This is a genomic window from Atopobium sp. (genome assembly GCF_034113385.1).
Classification (GTDB): domain Bacteria; phylum Actinomycetota; class Coriobacteriia; order Coriobacteriales; family Atopobiaceae; genus Atopobium.
Window position 1 is genome coordinate 107,548 of record NZ_JAXEXL010000002.1, and the last position, 26,009, is coordinate 133,556.

At 46.8% G+C, this 26,009-nt stretch carries 22 protein-coding genes; 17 read left to right on the forward strand and 5 right to left on the reverse strand.

Annotated elements, in window-relative coordinates; all coding sequences use genetic code 11:
- Positions 1–23 precede the first annotated feature (23 nt).
- From SPD80_RS00725 to pepI, 12 genes are all read left to right on the forward strand, one after another.
- Positions 24–494, forward strand: coding sequence for a pilus assembly protein (locus SPD80_RS00725; RefSeq protein ID WP_320828003.1), 471 nt, complete (start codon positions 24–26; stop codon positions 492–494).
- Entirely contained in the window at positions 463–2,541 is a 2,079-nt protein-coding gene (locus tag SPD80_RS00730) for a hypothetical protein (RefSeq protein WP_320828004.1), read from the forward strand. The genes SPD80_RS00725 and SPD80_RS00730 overlap by 32 nt, the downstream gene beginning before the upstream one ends.
- A gap of 5 nt (positions 2,542–2,546) precedes the next feature.
- Positions 2,547–3,032 carry a hypothetical protein gene (locus SPD80_RS00735; protein WP_320828005.1) on the forward strand — a complete coding sequence of 162 codons (486 nt, stop codon included), beginning with the start codon at positions 2,547–2,549 and terminating at the stop codon, positions 3,030–3,032.
- Positions 3,033–3,095: 63 nt separating this feature from the next.
- Positions 3,096–3,584, forward strand: coding sequence for a hypothetical protein (locus SPD80_RS00740; RefSeq protein WP_320605139.1), 489 nt, complete (start codon positions 3,096–3,098; stop codon positions 3,582–3,584).
- A gap of 168 nt (positions 3,585–3,752) precedes the next feature.
- On the forward strand, positions 3,753–3,956 hold the full coding sequence (locus SPD80_RS00745; RefSeq protein ID WP_320605137.1) for a FeoB-associated Cys-rich membrane protein: 204 nt from the start codon (positions 3,753–3,755) through the stop codon (positions 3,954–3,956).
- A 172-nt stretch (positions 3,957–4,128) separates the two neighbouring features.
- A complete protein-coding gene (locus tag SPD80_RS00750; protein WP_320605134.1) occupies positions 4,129–5,475 on the forward strand; it encodes a glutamine synthetase family protein in 1,347 nt (448 codons plus the stop codon).
- Between the two features lie 183 nt (positions 5,476–5,658).
- Positions 5,659–6,333 carry a winged-helix domain-containing protein gene (locus SPD80_RS00755; RefSeq protein WP_320605132.1) on the forward strand — a complete coding sequence of 225 codons (675 nt, stop codon included), beginning with the start codon at positions 5,659–5,661 and terminating at the stop codon, positions 6,331–6,333.
- A gap of 186 nt (positions 6,334–6,519) precedes the next feature.
- Entirely contained in the window at positions 6,520–7,800 is a 1,281-nt protein-coding gene (locus SPD80_RS00760) for a S1C family serine protease (protein WP_320605130.1), read from the forward strand.
- Between the two features lie 231 nt (positions 7,801–8,031).
- Positions 8,032–9,210, forward strand: a complete 1,179-nt coding sequence (locus tag SPD80_RS00765) for an exonuclease SbcCD subunit D (RefSeq protein WP_320605129.1) — start codon at positions 8,032–8,034, stop codon at positions 9,208–9,210.
- Entirely contained in the window at positions 9,211–12,036 is a 2,826-nt protein-coding gene (locus SPD80_RS00770) for an SMC family ATPase (RefSeq protein WP_320828006.1), read from the forward strand.
- Positions 12,037–12,048: 12 nt separating this feature from the next.
- A complete protein-coding gene (gene ligA, locus SPD80_RS00775; RefSeq protein WP_320828007.1) occupies positions 12,049–14,298 on the forward strand; it encodes an NAD-dependent DNA ligase LigA in 2,250 nt (749 codons plus the stop codon).
- Positions 14,299–15,222, forward strand: a complete 924-nt coding sequence (gene pepI / locus SPD80_RS00780; RefSeq protein WP_320828008.1) for a proline iminopeptidase — start codon at positions 14,299–14,301, stop codon at positions 15,220–15,222.
- Between the two features lie 18 nt (positions 15,223–15,240).
- On the opposite strand, the gene SPD80_RS00785 is transcribed toward pepI, so the two are convergent.
- Positions 15,241–15,756: a nitroreductase family protein gene (locus SPD80_RS00785; protein WP_320828009.1), complete on the reverse strand. Its 516-nt coding sequence runs from the start codon at positions 15,754–15,756 to the stop codon at positions 15,241–15,243.
- A 119-nt stretch (positions 15,757–15,875) separates the two neighbouring features.
- Between SPD80_RS00785 and SPD80_RS00790 the strand changes: the two genes are divergently transcribed.
- On the forward strand, positions 15,876–16,706 hold the full coding sequence (locus SPD80_RS00790) for a fused MFS/spermidine synthase (protein WP_320828011.1): 831 nt from the start codon (positions 15,876–15,878) through the stop codon (positions 16,704–16,706).
- Positions 16,707–16,809: 103 nt separating this feature from the next.
- Here SPD80_RS00790 and SPD80_RS00795 read toward each other — a convergent pair whose 3' ends face one another.
- A complete protein-coding gene (locus SPD80_RS00795; RefSeq protein ID WP_320828012.1) occupies positions 16,810–17,772 on the reverse strand; it encodes a 3'-5' exonuclease in 963 nt (320 codons plus the stop codon).
- Between the two features lie 238 nt (positions 17,773–18,010).
- Between SPD80_RS00795 and SPD80_RS00800 the strand changes: the two genes are divergently transcribed.
- The gene (locus SPD80_RS00800; protein WP_320828014.1) at positions 18,011–18,496 is read left to right on the forward strand and encodes a MarR family winged helix-turn-helix transcriptional regulator; all 486 of its coding nucleotides are present in this window, start codon (positions 18,011–18,013) and stop codon (positions 18,494–18,496) included.
- Between the two features lie 92 nt (positions 18,497–18,588).
- Positions 18,589–19,434 (forward strand): DegV family protein, encoded by an 846-nt coding sequence (locus tag SPD80_RS00805; RefSeq protein ID WP_320828016.1) that lies wholly within the window; start codon positions 18,589–18,591, stop codon positions 19,432–19,434.
- 135 nt (positions 19,435–19,569) lie between these two features.
- Here SPD80_RS00805 and SPD80_RS00810 read toward each other — a convergent pair whose 3' ends face one another.
- Together SPD80_RS00810 and SPD80_RS00815 are read right to left on the reverse strand one after the other, a co-directional pair.
- Complete coding sequence (locus tag SPD80_RS00810) at positions 19,570–20,475, reverse strand: LysR family transcriptional regulator (RefSeq protein WP_320828018.1); 906 nt, start codon at positions 20,473–20,475, stop codon at positions 19,570–19,572.
- Between the two features lie 115 nt (positions 20,476–20,590).
- Positions 20,591–21,367 carry a radical SAM protein gene (locus tag SPD80_RS00815; protein ID WP_320828020.1) on the reverse strand — a complete coding sequence of 259 codons (777 nt, stop codon included), beginning with the start codon at positions 21,365–21,367 and terminating at the stop codon, positions 20,591–20,593.
- 194 nt (positions 21,368–21,561) lie between these two features.
- Here SPD80_RS00815 and SPD80_RS00820 point away from each other — a divergent pair, with 194 nt between their 5' ends.
- Positions 21,562–21,807, forward strand: a complete 246-nt coding sequence (locus SPD80_RS00820; protein WP_320605893.1) for a helix-turn-helix transcriptional regulator — start codon at positions 21,562–21,564, stop codon at positions 21,805–21,807.
- Positions 21,808–21,887: 80 nt separating this feature from the next.
- Here SPD80_RS00820 and yaaA read toward each other — a convergent pair whose 3' ends face one another.
- Complete coding sequence (yaaA, locus tag SPD80_RS00825; RefSeq protein ID WP_320828021.1) at positions 21,888–22,661, reverse strand: peroxide stress protein YaaA; 774 nt, start codon at positions 22,659–22,661, stop codon at positions 21,888–21,890.
- Positions 22,662–22,925: 264 nt separating this feature from the next.
- Here yaaA and SPD80_RS00830 point away from each other — a divergent pair, with 264 nt between their 5' ends.
- Positions 22,926–25,649, forward strand: a complete 2,724-nt coding sequence (locus SPD80_RS00830) for a phosphoenolpyruvate carboxylase (protein ID WP_414429684.1) — start codon at positions 22,926–22,928, stop codon at positions 25,647–25,649.
- The last annotated feature ends 360 nt before the right edge of the window (positions 25,650–26,009 follow it).

Consider the following 26,009-nt stretch of genomic DNA (forward strand, 5'->3'; position numbering starts at 1 on the left):
GCAGAGTTTGGGGGTGTGGCAGGATGTCCTTTTATTCTGAGACTCACGCTCAATCAAGTGTAGAAGCAGCTTTTATTGTCCCTGTGTGTATGTTGGTGTTGCTTTGCCTCTTGCAGCCTCTTTGTGTGATGTATACCCAGGCAACCATGTGGTCTACCGCCAATCAGGCATTACGGTGCATAGAGACAACTCAGGATACATTCGCGGTTACGAGTTACATACAGCGCCGTCTGAAGGCTATTCCAGAAATACCGCTCTTTCATGTAGGTGGAACTCAAGATTGGGATATTTCCTGCTCGGGATATACCGAGAAAAACGCTGAAGTTTCAATCTCTGGTCATGTAAAGCCATTACCGCTGTTTTATACAGCTTCAAAACTGTTTGCACAGACTGATGATAAAGGAATCATTTTGACGGTTACCGCACATTCCCAAGTCAGACCAGATTGGTTAGGAGGTGACTATGAAAGTTGGATTGGTATGTGGGATCAATAAAGCCTCTACATTACAAAGAAGGTCAAGAGGTCCTCTTAATCTGTTTCTTCAGGAAACAGGGGGTTATACCTCTTTAGCAGTAGTCACCTCTTTATTGGTAAGTCTGAGCCTTTTGTTTGGCATGGTTGGTGCCAGCTGGTATGTGGCAAAGGCAAACAAAACACAGGCTATTGCAGATAGTGCGGCTCTTGCTGGGCAAAATGTTATAGCAGGCTATGCCACTGTTGCGCAAGTGCTTGATGCATGTGTTTTAAGCATGGGAATCACGGGTGTATTGGTTGGTGGAGCTGGTTTAATTATCTCTGCTGTACCAGGTTTGTCTGCTGCAGGAGCACAAACAGTACAAACAGCAAAAACTATTTTAGATGCGCGTGCAAAGTTTGCTAAGAGCGCCAATTCTGGATTACAAAAGATAGAAGTCTCACTTCCGTTTTTTGTTGCAAAAAATTCAGCAGACGTTATTAAGGCAAACAACACAGATGTGCTTGAATATTCTGGAGCGGCCATCCCGTTTCCTCAAACATCACAAAGCAAATTTGTGCTTGATGAGTCACCGCAAGATGTTGGAAAACTCGAGGATTTAGCTGGCAAAATGGGGGAACAGTCAGACCAAGTAGCAGTGGCTCAACAAGAGGTGGATGATGCTCTTTTAGAGGGATGGCAAGCAGATTGTGTAGACAACCCCTATTGTTTGTATCAACGTGCAAAAACGCTATCGCATATTTCGCCAAGTAATAATCCGTATTATGCGTCGGTTGATGGATGGAACTTTGGCGTTCCGCTCTTTCGAGCTCGTGCCTATTATCGTGCGCGGTATATGGCAGAACAGCCTCAATCTTCAAGTGTAGAAGAAGCATCCAAATCTGCGGCTCGTACGGCGTTTTATGAGTATGCGTTTAACAAGCTTAATGAAGGTCACTATCAGCAGCATGAAGACGGCTCTGTTGATTTGGATTTGCCTTCCTTGCCGTCAAATACGCAGGAACTTAAACAAACCGAGCTCTATACCAAAAAAATGTGGCCGGTAACCAGTGTTAATGGTGTTCCTACTATTCACTATTCGCTCAGTTGCCCTGCTGCAAAAGGAACGTATTTGGGACTCGCATCACTTGCAGATTTAGATGCGGGAATCGTACAAGAGTGTTCAATCTGTCATTTTAAGACGAGTGATGTGGGTAAAACACCAGCTGCATCAACTTCAATCGACAATGGATTTGAGCATTATTGGGCGACAATTGTTCGCGCTTCAAAGCGTTACCAAGCTGCAAAAAATAAGCAGGTTGAAGCAGAAAAACAAATGAAGCAAACAGCTCAAGAGGGAAGTAGTGCTTTTGGAGAAGCTCTTGATGCTCTTAAGGTTAATCGTCCTAAGTTATGTCCTCCTGGCGCCTGGGGATGTGTATCGTTGGTAATGCGTAAAAGTATGTCTGCGAAGGCTCCAGTACTACATTCATCCCTTATTAAGGCTCCAGCACTTCCAGCTGGTATGGCTATTTCTGCTGCAGTACTTGCTCCAGATGCTGCAGATAAACAAGATAACGTGCTTTCTCATTTATTGGATGGTTTTTCGCTTAAACACGAAGGGCTTCTCGTTGGCTTGTCAAAGCATATTTGTACCGTATGGGGAAAGCTGCTGATGTCATATGAAGACGGTTATGATTTTGCAGCTCAGGTGGCAGATTCGTTCTTTGAAAAGCTTGAGGGTGTTGCCGGCGGGACTATTGCGCATATGTTGCAAGATCAGCTGGTTGGTTTGATTGAGGACACTGGTTTAAAACCTGTAAATTTGCAGGCAAGAAAGCCCGTGCTTACCAATACGCAAAACGTGCTTACACAAGCTGGTTTTAGCGGTATGGACGTACTGCGTTCAAAGATACAATCACTGCCCGCAGATGCAACGGCTCAGCAAGTTGCTCAGGCTATGGGTGTTGTTCTTATTAACGAGTTGCCCGATGAGTATTTCACTATTGCAGACCTACCTATACCAGGTACGGAGTTTTCTATCCCGCTTACCATTGACGTAAGAAAGCTGGTGGGTCTTACATGAGACAGATGGTTCGGCGATTCATTCACATATGGGCTCGACAAAATAATGCTCAAATGAGTGTAGAGCTGGCAGTTCTGATGCCTGTGGTACTGGTTATGTCGCTTGTGGTATATAACCTTGCTCGATACCTTGAATTAGGCATGAAGTTTTCTGCTGAATGTTCCCACGCGATTGTTAACTTGGGAACTACCGGGACCTCTGCTGCTCAACAAATAGGTAATCCCATGGCAGTACAGCAAGCTATCGAGAAAAACTTGCAGCTCAAAGACGTGGGAGAGGTGGAGGTGCAGGTGCGTGAGCGCAATCATTTTGCTGTAAAGACCACTACATTTAGTTTCTTGCCTAAGGTTCATGAGTACCTTTGTATTCTGCGCATAAAACCTTGGCCATCTCATTTTGTTATTGCTGGGATTACCTTTAGCCCACCGCCGTTTATGACGTATGAATATCGTTTGTATGTTGATCCGTATCGGTCGGGGGTGGTGGTATAGAAAACGCTTATTTATGGCTTTGCCTATGACTTTGCCCGCTCTCTTAAAGAAGGAGTATTGAAGATGACTACCGAAGAAATGACAGCTCAGGCAACAAGCAGCAAGCAAGATGGAGGGCCTACAAAAGTATGTCCGAGTTGCGGGGCAACTCTTTTTGCAGATATGGATATCTGTTATGGCTGCCTGTACGATTTTACAAAGACCTATGAACCGCCTCAGATTGGTGTGGCAGATGAAGTACCTGTAGAGGTATATGAGCAACTTCCTCAACCACAAGCTAAAAACCTAGAAGAACTAGAAAACCCGGCAGCAAAGACAGGTTTTTCTATACAGGAAAATCAAGACAAGCTCATTCAAGCTGCTTCTGATTCCGCCAAACAAACTGCCTCTGTTTTGCATGTGTGCGGACCTTCCGTCAATCTCTCTTTTGGCTGTAGTAACCAGGGTATTCGTCTGCTTGTTTTCAAGGCAACTTCGCAGTCTTGTGAGGGTGTCGGTCTGGATAAGGGCACAAAAATTAATATGGGTGACCTCGTATTTACGGTGCAGTAGCTGGTGTGGTGCTTCAGTGCATTGGTTCTGCAAAAGTTTTGTATTCCTGTGCTCACGAGGAACTTTGCAAGCTTTGTGCGCATAGCTTTTTTAGGTAAACACACTCAAAACAGGGTATAGTTATATGCAGTTAACACTACAACGTTTGGTAAAGCTTGGGGGCGCCACATGTCTTTAGTGGATATTGTTATTTTTGCTGTTGTCGTGGCAATTATTGCGCTAGCTGTTCGTTCACTTATGCGTTCTAAAGGCGAGTGTGCAAGCTGCGGAAGCTCGTCCGGCTGTTCTTCTCATGGCGGAGAAAAAAGTTGTTGTACAGCAGCTGAATCTATTGTTTCTGGAATGGAAGCTAAGTTGTCTTCTCATAAATAAGAGGCATATTCTGAGGCATACATACTTTTTGTCATGGTTGTAGACTACCGCATTTCGGAAATCTACAGCCATTTGCTTTTTTCTATATATTGGAAATACGAGTGAAACAACTTTGTGTCAAACTCACTATGTTAGAAAGTAAGTTTTTAGCTTCAATCCTCCGGGAGGGACTATGTCCTACGAGCAGAATATCGACTTCGTACTTCGTACGGTTGAAGAGCGTAACATTCGTTTTATCCGGCTGTGGTTTACCGATGTATTGGGCAATTTAAAGTCACTCGCTATTTCTCCAGAAGACCTCGAAGAAGCCTTTGAGGAGGGCATTGGTTTTGATGGCTCTGCAGTAGATGGTTTTGTTCCTTTGGAAGAGTCGGATATGCTTGCATTTCCTGATCCAGAAACCTTCCAATTGCTTCCTTGGCGTTCCAAGGAAGATGGCGTTGCTCGCATGTTTTGTGAGATTAAGACACCCAACCGCGAGCCTTTTGTTGGAGATTCTCGTGCTCGCTTAGAAAAGCTTTTTCGCGAGGCCGAGAAGCACGGGTATTTTCTTAACGTTGGCTCTGGTATTGAGTATTTCTATCTCGATAATGACAAGACTCCTCAATTGTTGGACAGCGCCGGTTACTTTGATTTGACTCCTTCTGATTATGCGCAGGATTTGCGTCGTAGCACTACGCTTGCGCTCGAGAAGATGTCTATTCCCGTAGAGTATTCTTATCATTCAATTGCACCTTCACAAAACGGCATCCAGCTTCGCTATGCAGAGGCTCGTACCTGCGCAGATAATATTATTACTGCACGTTTGGTCATCAAGGAGGCTGCGTATAATCAAGGTCGCTATGCATCCTTCATGCCCAAGCCCTTTAATGGTATTCCTGGCTCTGCCATGTTTGTTCATCAGTCTTTAATGGATCATGACGGAAACAATCTGTTTTGGTCAGATGATGAGAAACTCGAGGGTGGTGTTGGTCTTTCCAGCTTGGCAAAGCATTACATTGCAGGCATTCTTAAATATGCTCCAGAGTTTTCTTTGGCTACAAACCCAACTGTCAATTCTTATAAGCGCCTCATTCCCAATGGTGAGGTTCCCTGTTACGCAACGTGGGGCCGTAAGAATCGTTCTGCGTTGGTTCGTATTCCTACGCATAAACCTGGAAAACAAGCTGCAACGCGTATTGAGCTGCGCAGCCCTGACCCAACATGCAACCCGTATCTGGCATTTGCTGTAACTTTAGCAGCTGGTATGCGTGGCATTCAGGAGGAGTTGGAGCTCCAGCCTGAGTCTACTTTGGAAGATGCCAACCTAAGCGGTGCACAACTTCGCGCCAAGGGTATTCAGCCGCTGCCACGTGATCTTGGTGAGGCAATTGCTCGGTTTGAGAGCAGTGAGCTTATGCAAGAGGCGTTGGGTGAGCATATCTTTACCTATCTTCTTAATGTAAAGAAGCGCGAATGGGAAGAGTATCGTACTTCTGTTACAGATTGGGAGCAGGCTCGGTATTACGGCGGTTTCTAATTGTTTATGGTATAAAGCAATAGTGTAGACACATTGCTGAATACAATCTGCATTAAGCGGTAGAATACAAGCTAAAACTTGCAGTTACTGTGCGGTGAAGTTCAAGCAATAACAGATGCTCGATGCTATGGTATTCTCAACGTCGAGCATCTTTCTTACCCTACCAGGTTGGAGGTGGAATCAGTGCACCACAGGAATATTTTGTACGTATCGACGACTTCCCGTCATCGTGAGTATATGCGTGAGCTTACACACTCGTTGGATGCCTCTGCACTTATTGCATCTCCAGATACCTTTGCTCAAGCAATCGCTTCTAATCGTGAGTTTGACCTGGTAATTTTAGATCTCGCGGGTGTAACGAGTGATTTTTTTGGAACGGTAGAGGCATATCTTTCTGATAACGGGATGATGCCGCTGCTGTTAGTGGTGGATAAATCTGCATTGCCTAACATGAGGATTCCCATTCAGTTTAAGACGGATTTTGTCGTTTCAAACTGCTCGGAAGCAGAGATGGAAGTGCGCGTTTCTCAGCTTCTTTGGCCAGGCGAAGAAAGCGCTCCTTCTGATATTGTCACCATAGACAACATGACCATTAACCTTGCAACCTATCAGGTTTATGTGGACGATAAACCCGTGGATTTGACACTTATGGAGTACTCGCTCCTTTCATTCTTGGCAACACATCCCTCACGTGCTTATTCTCGAGATACGCTTCTACATCGTGTCTGGGGCTTTGAGTATTGTGGCGGTACGCGTACCGTTGACGTTCATATTCGTCGAGTGCGCTCCAAGGTTGGTCCTCAAATAGCTGGTCATATTGTTACAGTGCGCGGTATTGGCTATCTGTTTAAGCTTTAGGCTATCGCGCAAGTCGTAGTGTTACTTATGTGAACGTTTTTTCATGGTCTTGGGCATACAGCTTGAGACCATGTTTTTGTTGGAATTGCGGTTTGGAGAAATTCAGCTCTTAAGACGGTTAAAATTTGGACATCCTATACGTATGTATTGAGTGAGCCAGTTGCATTAGTTCTAAAGAGGTGCTCCATGTCTGATATTTCCAATGAACCCAATCCAACAACGATGGACGATGCTGCGACTGTTTCTCAACCAGTTGCAGCCACGCCCACATCTACATTATCCTCATCTACCCCAATGCCTGACCCACAGAAGCCCCGTTATGGGCGGGTTGTGCTCATCTCTTTAGTAAGTGGTGCCGTAGGTGCTGCAGCTATTGTATGTGGTCTTAAGTTTGGTGGGTTTCTCAACATGCCTTTAACGTCAAATACAAGCTCTGCAGGGCAGACTATTTCTATTCGCACTACGGATGAAAAAGCTACAACAGCTCAGGCGGTTTCCAAGAAGTGTCTGCCTTCTGTTGCCTCCATTTATGTTGCCTCTAGCAGCAAAAACTACGTTGGTTCAGGCGTTGTTTTGGATACCAATGGCCATATTCTTACTAACTACCATGTAGTTGATGGAGCAGAGACTATTACCGTTACGCTCAACAATACGCGCTATGAGGCAAAGGTTATAGGCTCTGACTCTTCAAGTGACCTTGCCGTCCTTAAGATTGACCCTAATGGTGCTCAACTTACGCCCATTGAAGTTGCCGATTCTGATTCCTTGGTTGTTGGCGATTGGGTTATGAGTATTGGTAGCCCTTACGGACTTGACCAGTCTGTCTCGTCCGGTATTGTGTCTTCACTTTATCGTTCAACTATGTTGCCTTCTGCTTCTGGTAATACTATCTATGCTAATCTCATTCAGACTGATGCGGCTATCAATCCCGGTAACTCGGGCGGTGCTTTGGTAAATGCAGAAGGTAAGCTTGTAGGTATCAATTCCATTATTGAGTCCAGTTCTGGATCAAATGCAGGCATTGGTTTTGCTATTCCATCTAATTATGCTATCAAGGTTGCCAAAACTCTTATTGAAGGCAAGCAGGTTCTTCATGCGTACCTTGGTGTTTCTCTGCAAACTGTTACCGCGTCTAATGCTGCGCGCAACAAGCTTTCGGTTAATCAGGGTGCCTATATCACAGGCGTTACCTCTGGTAGTCCTGCCGCTGCTACAGAACTAAAGGAAGGCGATGTTATCACCAAGATTAATGATGATACTATCTCGTCTGCCGATGCACTTATTTTGGCTGTGCGCGCTCGTGAGGTGGGCGAGAAGGTCAAGATTACCGTTATGCGCGGCTCTGAAGAGAAAACCTTTGAGGTGACCCTCGGTTCTGATGAATCACTGCAAGGGTCTGCTGCTGGCTCTGCACGTCGGGGTGACACCAATAATGACTTGACTGATTCTGCGGGAGCTAACCGATGAATCAATACATCATCAGGTGATGTGCGTACGGTATAAAACTTCAACACTAGTAAAAGTGGCATTCTGTAAAGGGGTGCCACTTTTGTATGGTGTGCATATATGTCTGAGCAACAACGTACAATAGAAAACGATACAGACAACTCTTTGGGTGGTGGGCTACCACCATTAAGGTTTTTAGGCATTCTACGAACAAAGTGAGCGAGTTGTAAGAAAAGAAGAGGTAAAGCGGGTATGAAGTTTATCCATACGTCAGATTTACACTTAGGCAAGAAGATTGCTAACTTTTCTTTGGTAGAAGACCAAAGCCACATGATGAACCAGCTGTTTGATAGGGCAACCTCCCACAACGTGGATGCGGTTGTGGTGGCAGGAGATGTGTTTGATACAGTAACACCGCCAGATTATGCAACACGTTTATGGGATGATTTTCTTACACGCATGTCTCTTACGGGGATTCCCGTGCTGGTTGTAAGTGGTAATCATGACTCTGGTGCTCGTTTGGGATGTGGTTCACGCTTATTTTCTCAGACAGGTATTCATATTGCAGGTGAGCTTGCTGGCCAGATAGAGCCGGTATCTGTTGCAGGTGTTAACTTTTGGCTTGTGCCGTTTGTGCGTCCGTCGGACGTGCGTGCGTGGGCTGCCCTACAAGGTAATGAAAAAATCTCGCTTACGAGCTATGAAGAGGCGTTTGGTTATCTTATTACCTCAGTTCGCAGTCATCCGGCTTTTGCCAAGGCGTCCAATGTTTGTGTGGCGCATCAATTTATTACAGCTGGCAGTACAAAACCTCAGCTCAGTGAGTCAGAGCGTGGCGGTTTTGGTCCTTCAGTGGGTACGCTCGACAACATAGATGCTTCCGTTTTTGATGGATTTGCGTATGTAGCGCTTGGCCATATCCATGCGCCACAAAGTATTGGCTGTTCTACTGTGCGCTATAGTGGCACACCTCTTAAATATTCCAGTTCGGAGGCCTGTCAAAACAAAAGCTTTGTGTTGGTAGACATTGCACAAAGCGGAGCTGTTTGTTATACATTACTCCCCGTTGGTGCATTGCATGATTTTAGAGTAGTAACAGGCTCATTGGATGAGCTACAGCAGATAGCTGCGGCACAGTCACCACAAGAACAAGAAGACTTTGTTCAGGTGCAGGTGGTGGAAGATAACCCCGTGGATGTTGTAGCTCGTATTAAGCGTATGTGGCCTCGCTATGCAGGTATAACAGTACAGTCATCACATGGACCAACAATCAGTTCTGTGGCAGCACCATCGCAAGAAAAGCTAGAAAAGAGCAGCCTTAAGGAGCTTTTCTCGGATTTTTTTGTACATCAGCTTGGTAAGCATTTATCGCCAGATGAAGAAGCATTAGTGGCGCAAGCATTTGCACAGAGTTCCAAGGAGTTGATATAAGTGAAGCCGCTACAGCTTTCTCTTACCGCCTTTGGCCCTTATGTACAAGAAACCACTATTGATTTTACGGAGCTCGGCAGCCATGGGCTGTTTTTGATTTACGGAGATACTGGCTCTGGCAAAACGATGCTGTTTGATGCGCTTTGTTTTGCCTTGTATGGAGAAACGTCTGGTGGACGTGACCCTATGCAATTGCGTAGTAGTTACGCCACGCCCACGCAGCTATGCTCTATTTGCTTTACGTTTGAGCATAATGGCATTTGTTACACTGTTAGGCGTCAGCCTACTCAGCAGGTTAAGAAGAAGCATCGCACGTCTGCTTCGGGGGATGACACCACCTTGCGCTCAGCACAAGCCGAATTGCTGTGTGGAAAAGAAGTGCTTCAAAATGCACCAACCAAGGTTACTGCTGCAATAGTTGAGCTCTTGGGTCTTGATGTGGATCAATTTCGCCAGGTTACCATGATTGCACAAGGTGCCTTTCGTGAGCTTTTAACAGCAAAGAGTTCTGCGCGAGAAGAGATTTTGCGCAAGATTTTTATGACGCAAAATCTTAAGGGGTTCCAGGAGTTTTTAAAGCAGCAAAAAAGTGCAACGCAAGCAGCATATGATGAGCACATGGCTTTATTGCAGCATGAGCTTTCTCATTTGAGTATTGACGTTGTAAAGAATCCAGATGAGTTTGCCTTGCTGCAAAATAAAGATGCTGCTCGTGCCATGCCTCAGCAGGAAGTTATAGCTACCATCACTGCGCTTCTTGATACACTTGCCAACATGCAGGCGCGCGCCCAAAAAGCACGTGAAGATGCTCAACGGCAAGAGCGTGATGTACAAGTTGAGCTTGAGCAGCTGTGTCAAAAACAGCAGCTTTTGGATGCTGCTCAGCATACGGGTAATGCCGTAAAGCAAGCCGTAGCTGTTCATGGCCAAGCAAAGGCTTTATTTGATGAGGTACAAGAGACCTATAAACAGCGGCATGCACAAAGCATTGCACGAGAAACACAACTTGCGCAAAGCTTGCCAGATTACGAGGCACTCCATCAGCATCAGCAAAAATTAGAAAGCTTACATGCCCAGTTGTGTGACCTTGAGGTGCAGCAGCAAGAGCAGCAGTCCTTACAAGAGCATGTTCATCAGCGCTACCAAGAAGCGTTGCAAGCACAAAAGGATTTACCAGAACTGACAGAACTAGTTGCGCATATAACCCAGAACCAAAAACAGGTTACGCAAGCTATTGCTCGTGCAAAACAGCTGTCCGAGCAGTATGCCGCTCTTCAGTCACAGCAGGTACAAGTTACAGAAACTCAAAATCGGCTGTCTGATGCGCGGACTAATCGTGACCTTGCTTTAGCCACGGCAGACCAGCTCATGGATGCTTTTACAGCAGGAAGTGCGTATGCATTGGCACGAGATTTGCAAAAGAACAAGCCCTGTCCTGTTTGTGGGTCAACGCAGCATCCTTCACCTGCTACCAGTGCACATGAACCTCCCACAAAAGAAGAACTTGAGGCAGCACAGCAAGCAGCTAAAACAGCGCAGCAAAGCTATGAAAGTACCTCTCAAACTTGTATCTCTGCTACCGAGAAGTACCAGGCTTTGCAGACATCGTATCTGCAGGCTGCCTCTGAGTTTTTACAAATGCAGATCTTAGATGGTGCCGTGGCAGATACTCATGTTTCTGACCGCCTGGCGCAAGAAACACAACAACTTGAAGAACTTGACGCTTCATATACGCAGGTTTCTTCTCGTTATGCGGCATTACAAAAGCAGGCAGGCACTGCAGAGTCGTTTGAAGTCCAGCTTGGTGCTGTAACACAACAGCAAGAGGAAACAAAAGATTGCATGTCCAAGGTGCGTCTTGAACGCGCACGGATAAAGTCGCTTGTAGACGAGCTACAAAACAAGTTGGAGTTTGATACAAAAAAGGCAGCAGAGCAACTCCTCCATCAAGTACGACAAGAGCGAGAAACGCTTGAAAGCAGTTATCAGGCTGCACAAAGTGCGCTTGATGATGCGGGTAAGAATCTTGCGTCTGCTCAGGCAACCTATGATGCTTCGTTAGCGCGTCTGGAGGAGCTGGGGCTTGCACCCAATACCGTTCTTGAAAGTCCTTCTCGTTTGCAGCAACTATATGCTGCAGCACGTGAGGCAACACAAGAACAAGAAGAGCTGTTTACGTCAATAGTGGCAAGTTATAAGCACAACCAAGATATTTTTGCTCAGGTGCAAAAACTCTATGCTCAGCTACCTGCCCTTAAACAGGCATGGATTGCGGCACAAGAGGTTTCCAATGTGGCATCTGGCGATATTACCAGTGCTATGTCTACCACGGCCAAGCGCGTGTCGTTTGAGCGCTATGTTATGAGTTACTACTTTAATCAGGTGCTGGCTTGTGCCAATCATCGCTTGCACACCATGTCATCGGGGCGCTATCAACTTGTCCGTTCTGATCAGGTAAAAGGTCGTCGTCAAACCGGTCTTGATATTGACGTATATGACAGTTGGAATGGAAAAACCCGTCCCGTGGATACGCTTTCTGGTGGAGAGTCCTTTGAAGCATCCTTATCTTTGGCACTTGGCCTATCTGACTATGTACAGCAGCAAACGGGTGGTATCTGTTTAGATACGGTGTTTATCGACGAAGGATTTGGCACGCTTGATCCAGATACGCTCAACCAAGTCATGGATGTTCTGTCTGACCTTGCATCGAGTGACTGTCTGGTAGGTATTATTAGTCACGTGGAAGAATTGCGTCAGCAGATTCCAAAGCGTATTGAAGTTACTGCAACAAACGATGGTAGTTTTGCTCACGTTGTCTGTGAATAATACGAGGTAAACATGGCAGATAAGAACATGCACGATGCGTGGAATCAATCCTCTTTATTTGATGCTTTTGAGTCACAGGAGTCTGATACTCCAAAAGAGACGCAACAGCTTCAAACGTCTCAAAAATCAAGCGCTTCTACCGTTACAGAAGCTCAAACCCCTGCTCAACGTGCAGCAGAGCTTAATCAGCTTTTAAGTCATGCTGCGTATCAGTACTATGCGCTTGATGATCCAGAGATGACAGATGCTCAATTTGATCGCTTACTTGTTGAGCTGCAACAGCTTGAGTCTGAACATCCCGAGCTTGTTACAGCGCAAAGTTATACGCAGCGCATTGGAGGCTATGTATCCGAGCAATTTGCCTCTGTGTATCATGCTCAGCGCATGTATTCCATGGATGATGCCATGAATCTTGAAGAGCTTGATGAGTGGTTGCACAAAACCGAGGAAGCCTTGGGGGCTGTGGGTAAGGTGGCGTATACCTGCGAACTTAAGATTGATGGCTTGGGTATTGCGCTTACCTATACCGATGGGCAATTTGTACGCGCAGCCACACGAGGTGATGGAACAAGAGGCGAAGACGTTACCGTAAATGCTCGTACCATTAGTGATATTCCTGCAAAGCTTGCGCTTACTGGCCTTGATACCCTTGCAGATAGGGGCTTTGGACAAAGCGTTGAAGTTCGCGGTGAGGTGTACATGCCGCGCCACAGTTTTGTGCGACTTAACGAGCAAAACGATGAAGCGGGGCGTGCTCCCTTTGCAAATCCACGCAATGCAGCCGCCGGTTCCTTGCGCCAAAAAGATGTAAACGTAACCGCTTCACGTGACTTAGAAACGTTTATCTATGCGGTAGCTGATGAGTCTAATCTGAGCGTGTCTTCTCAACATGCTTTTTTGCAGTGGCTGCGCGCTTGCGGGTTCTCGGTAAATCCGCATGCTCAACGTGTGGAAAGCGCACAGGCTGTTCATGACTATTGCATGGCAGCGCTGCAAAAACGTGATGAGCTGGATTATGACATTGATGGTGTTGTTGTTAAGGTAGATGATTTTGCGCTTCAAAAGCAACTTGGTTTTACGGCTCGCGCGCCCCGTTGGGCTATTGCATTTAAGTTCCCGCCTGAGGAGCGTCAAACTACGTTACGAGAAATTCGTGTTCAGGTTGGTCGTACGGGCGTGCTTACGCCGGTGGCAGAATTTGATCCTGTAACCGTTGCTGGCTCTACCATTGCACGTGCTACGTTGCACAACATTGATGAGGTGCGCCGTAAGGATGTGCGTGTGGGGGATACGATTGTGGTTCATAAGGCAGGTGACGTTATTCCCGAGGTAGTCGGTCCTGTTTTGTCTGGTGATTTGCAAGCAGAGCATGAGCGGCGTCCCTTGTGGAGCATGCCTCATACCTGTCCAAGTTGTGGAAGCCCTCTTGTGCGTGAAGAGGGCGAAGTTGCCTATCGTTGTGTCTGCCTTGACTGTCCCGCTCAGGCAACAGAACGCCTTATCCATTGGGGCAGCCGCAAAGCTATGGATATAGATGGCTTGGGAGATGAGATAGTAAACCGCCTTGTTGAGCAGGGTATTTTGAGTGATGTTGCAGATTTTTATGACAAGCTGACTGAAGAGTTGTTGGCAGCAACACCAACAGGGCGTGTGTATGAAACTAGTACGGCAGATCATACTGAGGGTGATTCAATTCTGTTGGGTCATACCATTGCTCATAAAATTATGAATCAAGTACAGGAATCAAAAACACGGGGCCTTGCGCGCGTCTTATTTGGTTTGGGTATTCGTTTTGTTGGTGAGCAGATTGCTCGTTCTTTAGCGGATGCATTCGGCTCACTTGAGGCTCTGTATGGCGCCTCTCAAGAAGAAATTATGCAGGTAGATGGCGTTGGTGAGAAACTCGCAGTATCCATTAAGAATTTCTTTGCTGTTCCAGAAAACCTTGCTGTTATTGAGCGCTTGCGCCGTGCCGGCGTCGTGCTTGAACAGCCGGGCGACTCTACCGCTCAGACAGTTCCTCAAACGCTTGCCGGCCTTACCTTTGTGTTGACGGGCACCTTGGAAACCATGAAGCGCGATGAGGCGGGAGCTGCTTTACGTGCTATGGGAGCAAAGGTTTCTGGCTCTGTCTCCAAAAAGACAAGCTATGTAGTTGCTGGTGCTTCTGCTGGCTCAAAGCTTACTAAGGCACAGGAGTTGGGCGTGACCGTTTTAGATGAAGCTGCTCTCCAACAAATTCTTACGACGGGAAGGGTGTAAATGAGTCGCGTAGTTACTGAGGGCTTTATGCCTTTTTTGGAATACCAAACGTACTATCGCATTGTTGGTATGTGGACACCGCATACCACACCAAAAGCAGCACCTCTGATTTTGCTTCATGGAGGTCCGGGCTCTACTCATAACTACATGGAACTTCTCGATAGTCTGGCCGATGATGGCCGTGCCGTTATAAGTTACGATCAGCTGGGTTGTGGGCAATCCTTTATAGATGGTCATCCTGAGTTGTGGCATGCTCAAACCTGGGTTGATGAGCTTCGTGCGCTCATAGAGCATCTGGGTATCTCACGCTTCCATTTATTGGGCCAGTCGTGGGGTGGCATGTTGGCGCTCACGTATTTGGCAGAGTATCAGCCAAAAGGCGTGCAGTCGGTTGTGCTTTCTAGTACCTTATCTTCTTCGCAGCTGTGGGGTAAAGAAAATCATCGGATGGCGCGCATGCTTCCTGCTCAGGAATGGCAGGCCTTAGAGCATGCCGAGAAAACCGGTGAGTATGATTCTGCTGCCTATGCGCAGGCAATTAACCATTACATGCAACTGCATTGTTGTGACACGGTTTATGGACAAGAGGCACCAGAATGCCTGCGGCGTCCCAAAAAATCTGGTATTGAGTGTTATGAAACCGCGTGGGGTCCCAATGAGCTTATGCCCCAAGGGACACTCAAAGACTGGGACTATACAGCTCAACTGCCACGTATCAAAACACCTGCTCTTATCGTGAGTGGCACCGATGATTTATGTACACCGCTCATTGCAAAGACCATGTTTGATGGTTTGCCCAATGCACGCTGGGAGCTTTTTGAGGGTTGCCGCCACATGTGTTATGCAGATAACAACCCTCGGTATCTAAAGCTTATGCGCTCTTGGCTTCAAGAGCAGGATGAACGCAACGCACGCGATAGGTGATGGCTTGATGGCGGACATCTAGTTCAGATAGCTTACCAGCTCATCTTTTGTACGTGATTTTGTATGCATGGGGGATGGGTGAGCATTGGCAGCGGGCCATCCAATGGGGAATGCTGCAATGAGTTCATAGCCGGCCAGCTCGGGGAGCTCTTGAGCAATGGCAGGCGCATCAAACGAGCCAAGCCAAGTGGTTCCAAGCCTCAAATCCGCAATGGCAAGCATGATGTGTGTGGCAACAATAGAGGCATCTACATCGGCAAAGTTTTTCATATCGTAGCTGCGTGTCCATGCTTCATCATGCGCGGCACCAACCAAAATATAGCTGTGTGCGCCAAAATCATAGCGGGTGTGGCGTGTGAACTTTGCTACCTCATTACCGGTTAAAACCCACAGCCTAAAGGGTTGTTTGTTGACGGCAGTGGGCGCTGCAAGTGCGACATCAATGATTTTCTCGATAAGTTCAAAAGCTACTGGTTTGTCGGAAAATGAGCGGCATGAATAGCGCTCATGAGCCAAGTTTGTAAAATCACTCATGTAAACCCCTTTCTTTGGCTGTTTAAACAATGTGCTCGCTCAAACAGCATACTGTTAGGTACTATTGTAAAGATATGCCATCGTTTTGGGGTGGTGATAGGATGGTGACCGGAGGAGCTATGACGCGCAAATCAAAACTTATGATTGCAGGAATTATTGGTGCCGCAACGGCAACAGCTTCAGTAACTGCTGCGTTGGTTGCGCGTGCTTGGGTTCGCCATGATCCGCATTTCATACGTTCGACGTCATATGGGCCAGCGTTTATCTATACTAGCTACAATCAAAAAGGCGTGCCTGTGCGCCTGCTTACCGTGGGTGGTACGGTGCAAAGTGCCAGCTATATGGATCAAAACCGCTATGAGTTACCCTTTGAATATTTCCGAGCATTCGCGCGCGCAACACGCGAGGCTGGTTTGCGCGCCCAACGCGTGCTTGTCTTGGGCGGCGGTGGTTATGCCTATCCTAAGTACCTTATTGCTCACGATGCAAACGTTACGGTAGATGTTGTAGAAATTGATCCAGAAATTACTGCTCTGGCGCATCGCTGGTTTTATTTGGATTCTTTAAAACGTGAGTTTAAGACGCAGATTACAGGTCGTCTTACCAATATTTGTGCAGACGCTGTTTCATATTTGCAATACAGTGATGCCACCTACGATGTCATTATCAATGATGCTTTTGCAGCTGGCACGCCTGTATCGGCGTTAGTGGCAGAGGCAGGTGCTGCATCCGTACATAAACACCTTTCACAAAACGGCTTATACCTTGTTAATTATGTTGTGGATAAGACGGGTATTGCAGGACTTCAAAAAGTAGTGGATGTTTTAAGTCATGAGTTTGAACAGGTATATCTGGTAGATGCCTGCGATGAGGAGTTTAGCAACTCAGAAAATTATCTGATTATTGCTACGGATGGTACGTATTCGTTTTCAAATACCATTGGATTTTAGTAACCAAAAAGATATATGGCATGCGTGTTGGAAGTAATAAGCAGCGCTGCTTGGACATATTCGTGCACAATACAAAGGGGCTTCATGCGAAAGCCCCTTTCGTCTAAAACATGCCACGGAGCGTAAACTCTGCCTGTACGGTACAAAACATAAGGTCAACGTCTTCTAGACCTAAGTGCTTCTCGGATTCACCAGCTCCTAAGGTGCCACGACGACGAGCCCAGCTCTCAAGGGATGCAGGTCTTTGCTCATGGGGCAAAATCTTGGTCTCGGGATCTACGCGACGGCAAATATCACGCGTATCAATAGGAACAATTTTGCCTGCTTTGCGCGCCTCCGCATAACCATCAATATGCAGCATGAACCACGAGTCCTCAAATGCGGCATTGTGTGCCATGTACGGAAAGCGTGTGAGGGTTGCTAACAGCGCAGCCTGCATCTTTTTATCTTCACGGAAGGGTGTTTTACCTTCAATATCGGACCAGCTAATGTGGTGAATGTTTGCCAAAGGCACACCTTTTTCTTTATACATATCAGGCAGTCCACAATACGCAAAGTAAGGATCAGTTGGTTTGGCTTCAGCTGTAAGTTGCATAAACTCAAGGCCAACATTGACGATGTAACCACGATCTGGCTCGCGTGAAGTAGTCTCAATATCAATGCCTACCACCATGCCAGAAACAGGTGCTGCAAGATACGCGATGTTGAGGTCATTAAGACCAAGACCAGCCTCTTTAGCAACAATCTTGGGATTGCGATGTTGCATGGCAGCTACACCACGAACTAAGTCATCGTCAGAAAGACGTTGAGCCAAACTGGATCCACGTAGGTTTTGCAGCCGCTCAATGCCAAAGTTGTCACAGGTAATGCGATTACGATCTGCCAAAGAGCGCACAATCTCAAAGTTAAAAGGATCATCTGATCCATATGAAGCTCGCCATGCAGCGAGGAGCTGAGAAATAGCATCTTCATTGGCTGCGCGGTCTGCGGTTAGTGTGGCATCATCCATTAAAAAGCCCGGGAAGGCAAGTGCGTTTGCATGCTCGAGTGCTTCATGTACGTTCATATATATCTCCCATGCTGAGAGTACAGTACTAATCATAAGTAAGCCTAGCAAAGTTATGAGACATCCGTGTGAAGAGTGCGCACTCCCTATGAGAAATGTTGATTACTCAACATTTCTTGCTAAACTGTTGAGCAATCAACAAGTGCTTGTTCGCGAGTGTTGCAGCGCTGGCGTGCAAAAAGCTTGTTGAAGCGACTCACGTATCTATCCATAGTAAGAAACCCAGAAGGGAGGAAATTTGACACAAACGATTCAACCAACCCAGGTGGCGCAACCAACTCAACCTGCGCAATCTGATCGCTTCGAGACGTTTTCTGGACTTATCTCGGCACTCAATAAAGAAGTGCAACGCCTCAAAAAAACTGAAATGGCTCGTTTTGGTTTACAGGGGACCGATGCTATGTGTTTAGTGTGTCTTAATAAGCATCCTGAAGGCATCCCAAGTGCAGATATTGCGCGCACTCTTGGCGTTGATCGTGCGCTCGTGTCGCGCTCTGTTGCATCGCTTATGCAAAAAGGTTATGCGCAAACGCAAGAAGCGCAGGGTGTGGTGGGGTATCGAAGCCCGGTGCTTCTCACTAAAAAGGGAAAAGCGTTGGGACATCAGGTGGAAGAAGTCATCAATCGTATGGTGGGTCTTGCTGCAGACAATCTTGCTCAGGAAGATATCGTGGTTATGTATCGCGTACTTGAACAAGTCCTTGCTAAAATAAAGGCGTTATAGCACGATAATGCCAAGACTTAGCAAGCCAATCGCGCATCTGCGCGGACAAAGTACGTAATGCATAACCGCGCATACTACAAAGGAGAAACTTCATGGCAATTCGAATTGTCTGCGACTCGGGCGCTGACGTTTCCGACCTCAAGCACGATCAGCTTACTGTCTTACCACTCTCTGTTGCCTTTGGGACAACTACTTATTTAGATGGAGTTGACCTTACTAACCAGCGTTTTTATGAGCTGCTTATGGAAACAGACGTAACGCCCACTACAGGTCAAGTAACGCCTTACCGTTTTGATCAGGCCTTTGCCCAGGCGCGTGAGGCGGACGAGCAGGTCGTGGCAATTACTATTTCTTCTGTTTTATCTGGCACGCATCATAGTGCCGTTACTGCAGCTGAACCGTATGGTAACAGCGTCTGTGTTATTGATACGCTCAATGCCTCTATGGGTACACGCGCAATGGTCGAATACGCACTCAAGCTTGTCGATAAGGGCATAGAGTTTGAAGCTCTCTGCGAAGAGCTCAATCGCAACGTGGAACATCTACGCGTTATGGCCCTTCTTGACACCCTAGAATACCTGCATCGTGGCGGCCGTCTACCTAAGGCGGCGGCAACATTGGGCACTTTGCTCTCTATCAAACCCGTCATCACTACGCACGAAGGCGCGGTTTCGCTGGTAGGAAAGGCGCGCGGGTCTAAGGCGGCCAATAACCTTCTTGATCAATTGGTCGAGAAAAGCGGTGGTATCAACTTTAATCTACCGGTTTGTGTTGGCTACACTGGTCTGGACGATACGCTTCTTAACAAATACGTTCAGGACAGTGCTGCACTTTGGAAGGGAAACGTCAATCAGCTGGTGTTCCATTCCATGGGCGGTACCATTGGTACGCATGCGGGCCCCGGAACTATTGCTTTGGGATTTTTTGCTAACAAGTAAGTACCTCGTAAGCAAACAATACACCTTGCCTTATGTTGCCATGTGTATGCGTGGCAGCATAAGGTATACGTGCTGGTAAAGATGTAAGCGCCGGCAACACCCGAGCTTATCTGCGGTAAACGTATTGAGGCGGACTTATTGGGCGGCAATCAGATGCTGAAGTATGCCAATAAACTCCTGAGCTCGTTCACTGAGCTTGCGTTGGCTGTGCGTAATATATCCCACATTCATAAGTTCGTCTGTTTCTAAGGGAATGGACCTGGTGTGTGCTGACATCTCGTCAGACAAGATGCCTGTAGAAATCAAAAACCCATTGTAGTTGGCCAAGAGACTTGTCATGGTTCCACGGTCACTTACCACCACGTTTTGTGCGTGAGGAATGTATGAGAAGGGCTCTTCCGATAAGTACAGTGAACTTTGTGTACCTTGCTCAAAGGTGTACCGCGGCCAGCTGGCAAGTTCGGAAACCTTAATGGAAGATTTGGTAGCAAGTGGATGGTTCTTGCGAACAAAAACGTGCGGTTTTGCCTTGTATAATGACGCAAACTTGAGGTTATTCTCGTCAAAACGCCTGCGTAGTGCCTGTTCATTGTAAGAACTCAAAAAGAGAATACCAATGTCAGATTTAAAGCCTGCAACGTCATTAATGATGTTGGTTGTACGGGTCTCACGCAATGTAAAGTCAAAGCCACTGTTTTCTTGAGTGCGTACAAATTCAGTAAACGCACGGACCACAAAGGCATAGTGCTGTGAGCTTATGGATAAGCGCTGTTTTAACTGATCAGGATGGCCAGCATAGCGACTTTGGAGCAAATCTGCTTGTTCAACAACCTGACGCGCATACCCCAAAAACTCAACGCCCTCGCGCGTTACACGAATCCCCTTGCTGGTACGCGTAAAAATTGTGATACCAAGCTCTTGTTCAAGATCTTTAACCGCAACGGACAAACTTGATTGTGCAATAAAATGCGTTTTGGCTACCGAGTTCATTGAGCCGCTTTCGGCAATGGCAATGATGTATCTGAGCTGCTGAAGGTTCATGGCTGTTCCTCTTCGTGCATCCCGTATGTGTGCAGGTATCTAGGCTCATACCTCGAGCTGTTTATAGGGCGGCAAAGCTGCATAGCTGTATGGCTACAGGGCTGTGAGCTAAGCTTTAATATGAAACACTAACATCTAAACCCTGATTGCGCACACGTGAAGCAATGGTATCCAATATGTGTGGTGCAACTTTAGTAAGCGTGGGAATGGGTACGGTTCGTGCGATTGTGTATATAAACACATGCTGAGGATTAATCTTTTTTAATGCTTCCAACCAAGGCTTTACGTACGTATCACCTGTATTATCTACGCATACACCTTCTAGAGTTCCACTTACAAAAATCGTTTGTATCTTTATGTGCCCATTAAACGCAGCATATGCTGCAATACGTTCCTCTACGTTGTAGGGACCTGCTGGTCTATCAAGCAGCTTAATGTAGGATTCATCTGCTGTATCGAGCTTCAAGATATTGTCATCCACTTGTAAGAGTGCGCGATGTACGTCGGGTTTATCGGCAAACATGCCATTGCTTAACACACTTATGCGTGCGTTGGGCGCCAAGCTGTCCCGGATTTGACATACAAGCTGAACTGCCTGCGCAAAGACAGGGCTTGCGGTAGGTTCTCCGTTTCCTGCAAATGTCAAAACGTCGGGCTGTACACCGTCGCGCAGCATATGTGCAAGCTTGGTAGTAAGTGCAGCTTCAAGCTCATCTAGACGGGTATATCCGTCATGAGTACGTCTTTGTTCATTTAAGCCATTCTCGCAATATGCACAGTTAAATGAGCATATTTTTCCTGTTGCTGGCATTAGATTTATGCCGAGCGAAACCCCAAGGCGGCGGCTTTGTATAGGCCCGAATACGGGACTGTCATTTAAAAATGTAGGCATCAATTCCCTCCATCTTGATAATACAAAAGAAGGGAGCAAAATCCGAGTGATTCACCTCATATGTGGCATTCTCAAACAAAAACGATGGCCACTCAAAGAATGACCATCGTCCGCATTGTCTCCAACTCGCGTCGGAGGTATTTCCTACTATATCCTAATTTGGGATGATTCTAAACTCGGATAATAATTTCCTCATGGATATTACAAGTAATCAGACAATCGGCAAGAACTTGAAGACCATCCGTTGTGCACATGGAATCACTCAGCTTGCCCTTGCAGAGAAACTCAATGTAAACCAATCATTTCTCAGTAAGTTGGAAAGCGGGGAGCGCGCACTTCGTGTATATGAAGTGCGTTGGATTGCAGAAGCGTTGGATATGTCTGTTGCTGATCTTGCCACCCAACTTAATGCAGGTATTTCTTCTGAGCCTAACTTTTAAGATACACTTCTCAGGCGTGCGTTCTAGCACGTCTTTAAGTGCGCTTCTGTAGGGGTTGTGCCCTTTGGCATTTGCGGGCATTATGCCTGTTTTCTAAACACAAGTTTAGTATCGCAAGACAGCGATGCATCAAAGCTATAGCCGCGTTCGTCAAACTCGCGTAATTCAGCTGCTGACTGGATGTTTTTCTCGGCACACCAGTGGATAAAACTCCCGCGAGCAGCCTTGACTTCTGGCGCTCGCATAACAAGCTTGCCCGATTTGGGATCTGGCGATAAAAACAGGCAGGTTATCGTGCGGTCTGCAAGGTAAGGAACTACTGCTTGTGCGTATTCCTTAGAAGCTACGTTAATAATGTGCATTTCAGCTGCTTCGTCCATAAGTGCGCAAGCAAGCGTATCGCCCCACCACTCATAGAGCGTATGTGATTCATCTATGGCTAGTTTTGCCTGCATTTCCAGCCTATAGGGACAGACGCCATCAAGAGGTCGTACCAACCCATACAAACCAGAAAGTATACGCAGGTGTTTTTGCACCCAAGCAATGTGCTCTTCGGACATGACCGATGCTGCAATGTTGGTGTATTGAATCCCGTTATAGCTGCAAATTGCGGCACTTAACTGGTCAAAAGGCATATATAATCCCGTTTGCAAAGCATCCAGCTGATGCAAGGCATCTTGCGCTAAACGTTCAGAGCATGCCCACATCTTGTGAAGCTGTTCAAAGTCCATTTGATGCAGGTGAGCTGCAAGAACACGGGCCTTCTCGATAAATTGAGGGCAGGCGGTAGCAAAGGGGTATTCTTCAGTTGTTTGCATTTTCTTAGCGGGAGAAATAATAAATCGCAGCGCCACAATATAATCCTTGTATCTGGAAGGTTTTTCTATTGTTGATATTGTATTTCGTGTTTTTGCGAAAGCAATGATGCCGCAACTTTTAAAGCTATGCTCTAAAGTAGTTGCTAATGTAGTTTGTGACAGCGTATATATCGGTTAACAGACGCATTGGTCAACAGCACTGTAAGACCAATTCAAGGAGGCATTGTGAATCCAGCCGCTCCATCTCAGTTTGCACATACGGCAGATCAAATAGATTTGGAAGCTCGCAAAGATGATGCAATGTTCACAAAAGCTGGCATCCCTGATGAGCTTCGTGGCACCATGACCTTGTTTTTGCGTCTTGTGCGCAAAGTGCTATCAGAATACGACCCTCACCTGCGCCAATCGTTTGATGATCTTTTGGCAAACACCCTGTTGGTTCATACAAAGACCGCTTCGTTTGCCACCACTCATACGAGCGATACACCCACAGCAGATGATGCAGCTTCCACCGATGTTGCTCTTACCGAGGCACATTTTGAGAAAGCCGTTGAGCTTATTGATTCCTTGCCAGTAGAGCAGGCAACCCTGCTTATGCGTGGCTTTGCAACATACTTTCATCTTGCCAATATCTGTGAGGAAAACTACCGCGTGCATGCGCTTCATGTGCGTGAACAGGCAATTCCTACCACATTGGAATATAACCCCATCAATGACCTTACTGTGGCATATCGTCGCTTGGTAGATGAGTGTGGTCATGCAAAGGCATTGTCGCTCCTTAAGCGCTTGGAGTTCCATCCTGTCTTTACCGCACATCCAACTGAAGCGCGTCGTCGTGGCATAGAGGGCAAAATCCGTCGCATTGCTAATCTGCTCAAAGAGCGTCCCAATCTGGGAGGTGCTTCATTAGCAGAAAACGAGCGTCAAATGCTGCAGGAAATTGATGCTATGTTCCGCACATCACCCATTGGACTTAAAAAGCCCACGCCCGTTGAGGAAGCGGATACTATTCTTGATATTTTTGATAACACCTTGTTTGATATGGTGCCTGAAGTCTATCGCCGCTTTGACGATTGGGAGCTTGGCGATAAGGCCGGTACAGTTCCACCTGTTTGCCCCGCTTTCTTCCATCCTGGTTCGTGGATTGGTTCAGACCGAGATGGTAACCCCACGGTTACTGCAAAGGTAAGTCGTGAAGTTGCCGAGAAGTTCCGTTGTCATATGCTCAACGCACTTATGGAGCGCACCTATTATGTTGGGCGCAACCTCACGCTTGATGCCATGTGTACCAAGCCTTCGGATATGCTCATCAACCTGTGGAACCATCAGGTGGAGATGAGCGAGTCTATGACTTCTCGTGCTCAAACAGTCAGTACTTCCGAGCTGCATCGTGCGGTCATGATTGTTATGTCGTATAGGCTCAAGGCCACTATTAATCGTACAGCTGATCTTATGTACAACAGCGCAGAGGATTTTCTTAATGATCTGTTTGTGGTTCAAGAGTCTCTAACGCAAGCTGGTGCCCTTCGTGCGGCCTATGGTCCTGTTCAAAACCTTATTTGGCAGGTTCAATCCTTTGGCTTCCATATGGTAGAGATGGAGTTTCGTCAGCACTCCCTCGTGCATACACGTGCTTTGGCAGATATTCATGAGCATGGTAGGCGAGGGGAGCGTGGTGAGCTTGCACCCATGACCCGTGAGGTTTTGGATACCTTCCGCGCTATTGGTTCCATTCAGCGTCGTAATGGTGTTATTGCTGCACGTCGCTACATTATTTCCTTTTCGCAATCTGCCCAAAATGTGGCTGATGTGTATGAGCTTGCACGGCTTGCCTTTGCTCACGAGAAAGACGTGCCCGTCTTAGATGTTATTCCCCTGTTTGAACAGGTAGAAGATTTAAAAAATGCCGTGAGCATTCTCGATGATATGATTCGTATACCTGAGGTACAAAAGCGTATGAGCCAAACGAATCGTCGTCTTGAAGTTATGCTTGGTTATTCTGATTCCTCTAAGGATGCTGGCCCAACCTCTGCAACGCTGGTTTTACATGAGGCTCAGCAGGCAATTGCTCAATGGGCAGAGCGTAACCGTATTGATTTGGTACTGATGCATGGTCGCGGTGGTGCTGTTGGGCGTGGTGGCGGCCCGGCAAATCGTGCTGTTTTGGCGCAACCCAAGGGGTCGGTCAACTGCCACTTTAAGCTTACCGAGCAAGGTGAAGTTATTTTTGCTCGTTATGGAGACCCTACGCTTGCGCGCCGTCACATCGAGTCCGTTGCGGGGGCAACGCTTCTACAGTCTGCACCCTCCATTGAGGAAATCAATACCGATACCACACACAAGTATGAGCAACTCGCTCACGATCTTGACGAGTTTTCTCGTCAGCGTTATTTGCAGCTGCTTAACACCAAAGACTTTGCTGAGTGGTTCTCTATTGTGACACCTCTTACCGAGATTGGTCTCATGCCTATTGGCAGTCGTCCTGCCAAGCGCGGCCTTGGCGCCAAGTCTCTTGATGATTTGCGCACGATTCCTTGGATTTTTTCGTGGTCACAGGCGCGTATCAATTTGGCGGCTTGGTATGGGTTAGGCACGGCCTGCCAGTCAATCAATGATCTTGACCTGCTTAAACAGGCGTATTCTGAATGGCCTGTCTTTACTACGTTTATTGACAACATTGAGATGTCTCTGTCCAAGACCGATGCCAGCATTGCTTGCATGTACCTTAATCTGGGCAATCGTAAGGATCTTTCTCAGATGGTCTTAGAGGAGATGGAGCTTACACGCAAGTGGGTTCTTGCCATTACTAATAACACATGGCCTCTCGAACATCGACGCGTCCTTGGCTCTGTTATCCGCATGCGCCTGCCCTATGTCAACGCTTTGTCGCTTACACAGGTACGAGCTCTTGCGGCTCTTCGCGAGAAAAACGACAAGCTCACTCCAGAGGAGCGCGAACGCTTTATCTACTTAATTTTGTGTACCGTGTCTGGCGTAGCTGCCGGCTTACAAAACACTGGTTAAACAAGCTGCACTATTAAGCAAAATCTGGGGGCTTCTCCCAAAAGCTCTATCGAGAAACCCCAGATAGAGTGATATGAAACAAATTGGATGGTGATGCCTAGTCATTTCACATTTGTGTCTAAAATATGAATCAACACAAATCTAGTTTTTGTGCTTGCAAGGCCCAAAAGGGGTGTGTATATTAATACATCGCACGCGGTGGTGCACACACAAAAACACACCACCTGATGTGCTGCGAACCTTGAAAACCGGATACTGCGATCGAAAGATCAGCAAAGACAGCACAGCGAAATTTCGAAGCAAATAAGCAATCGTTAATTTTACTTTGAATCCAGATCAGCGGAAATTTTAGATGTCAGG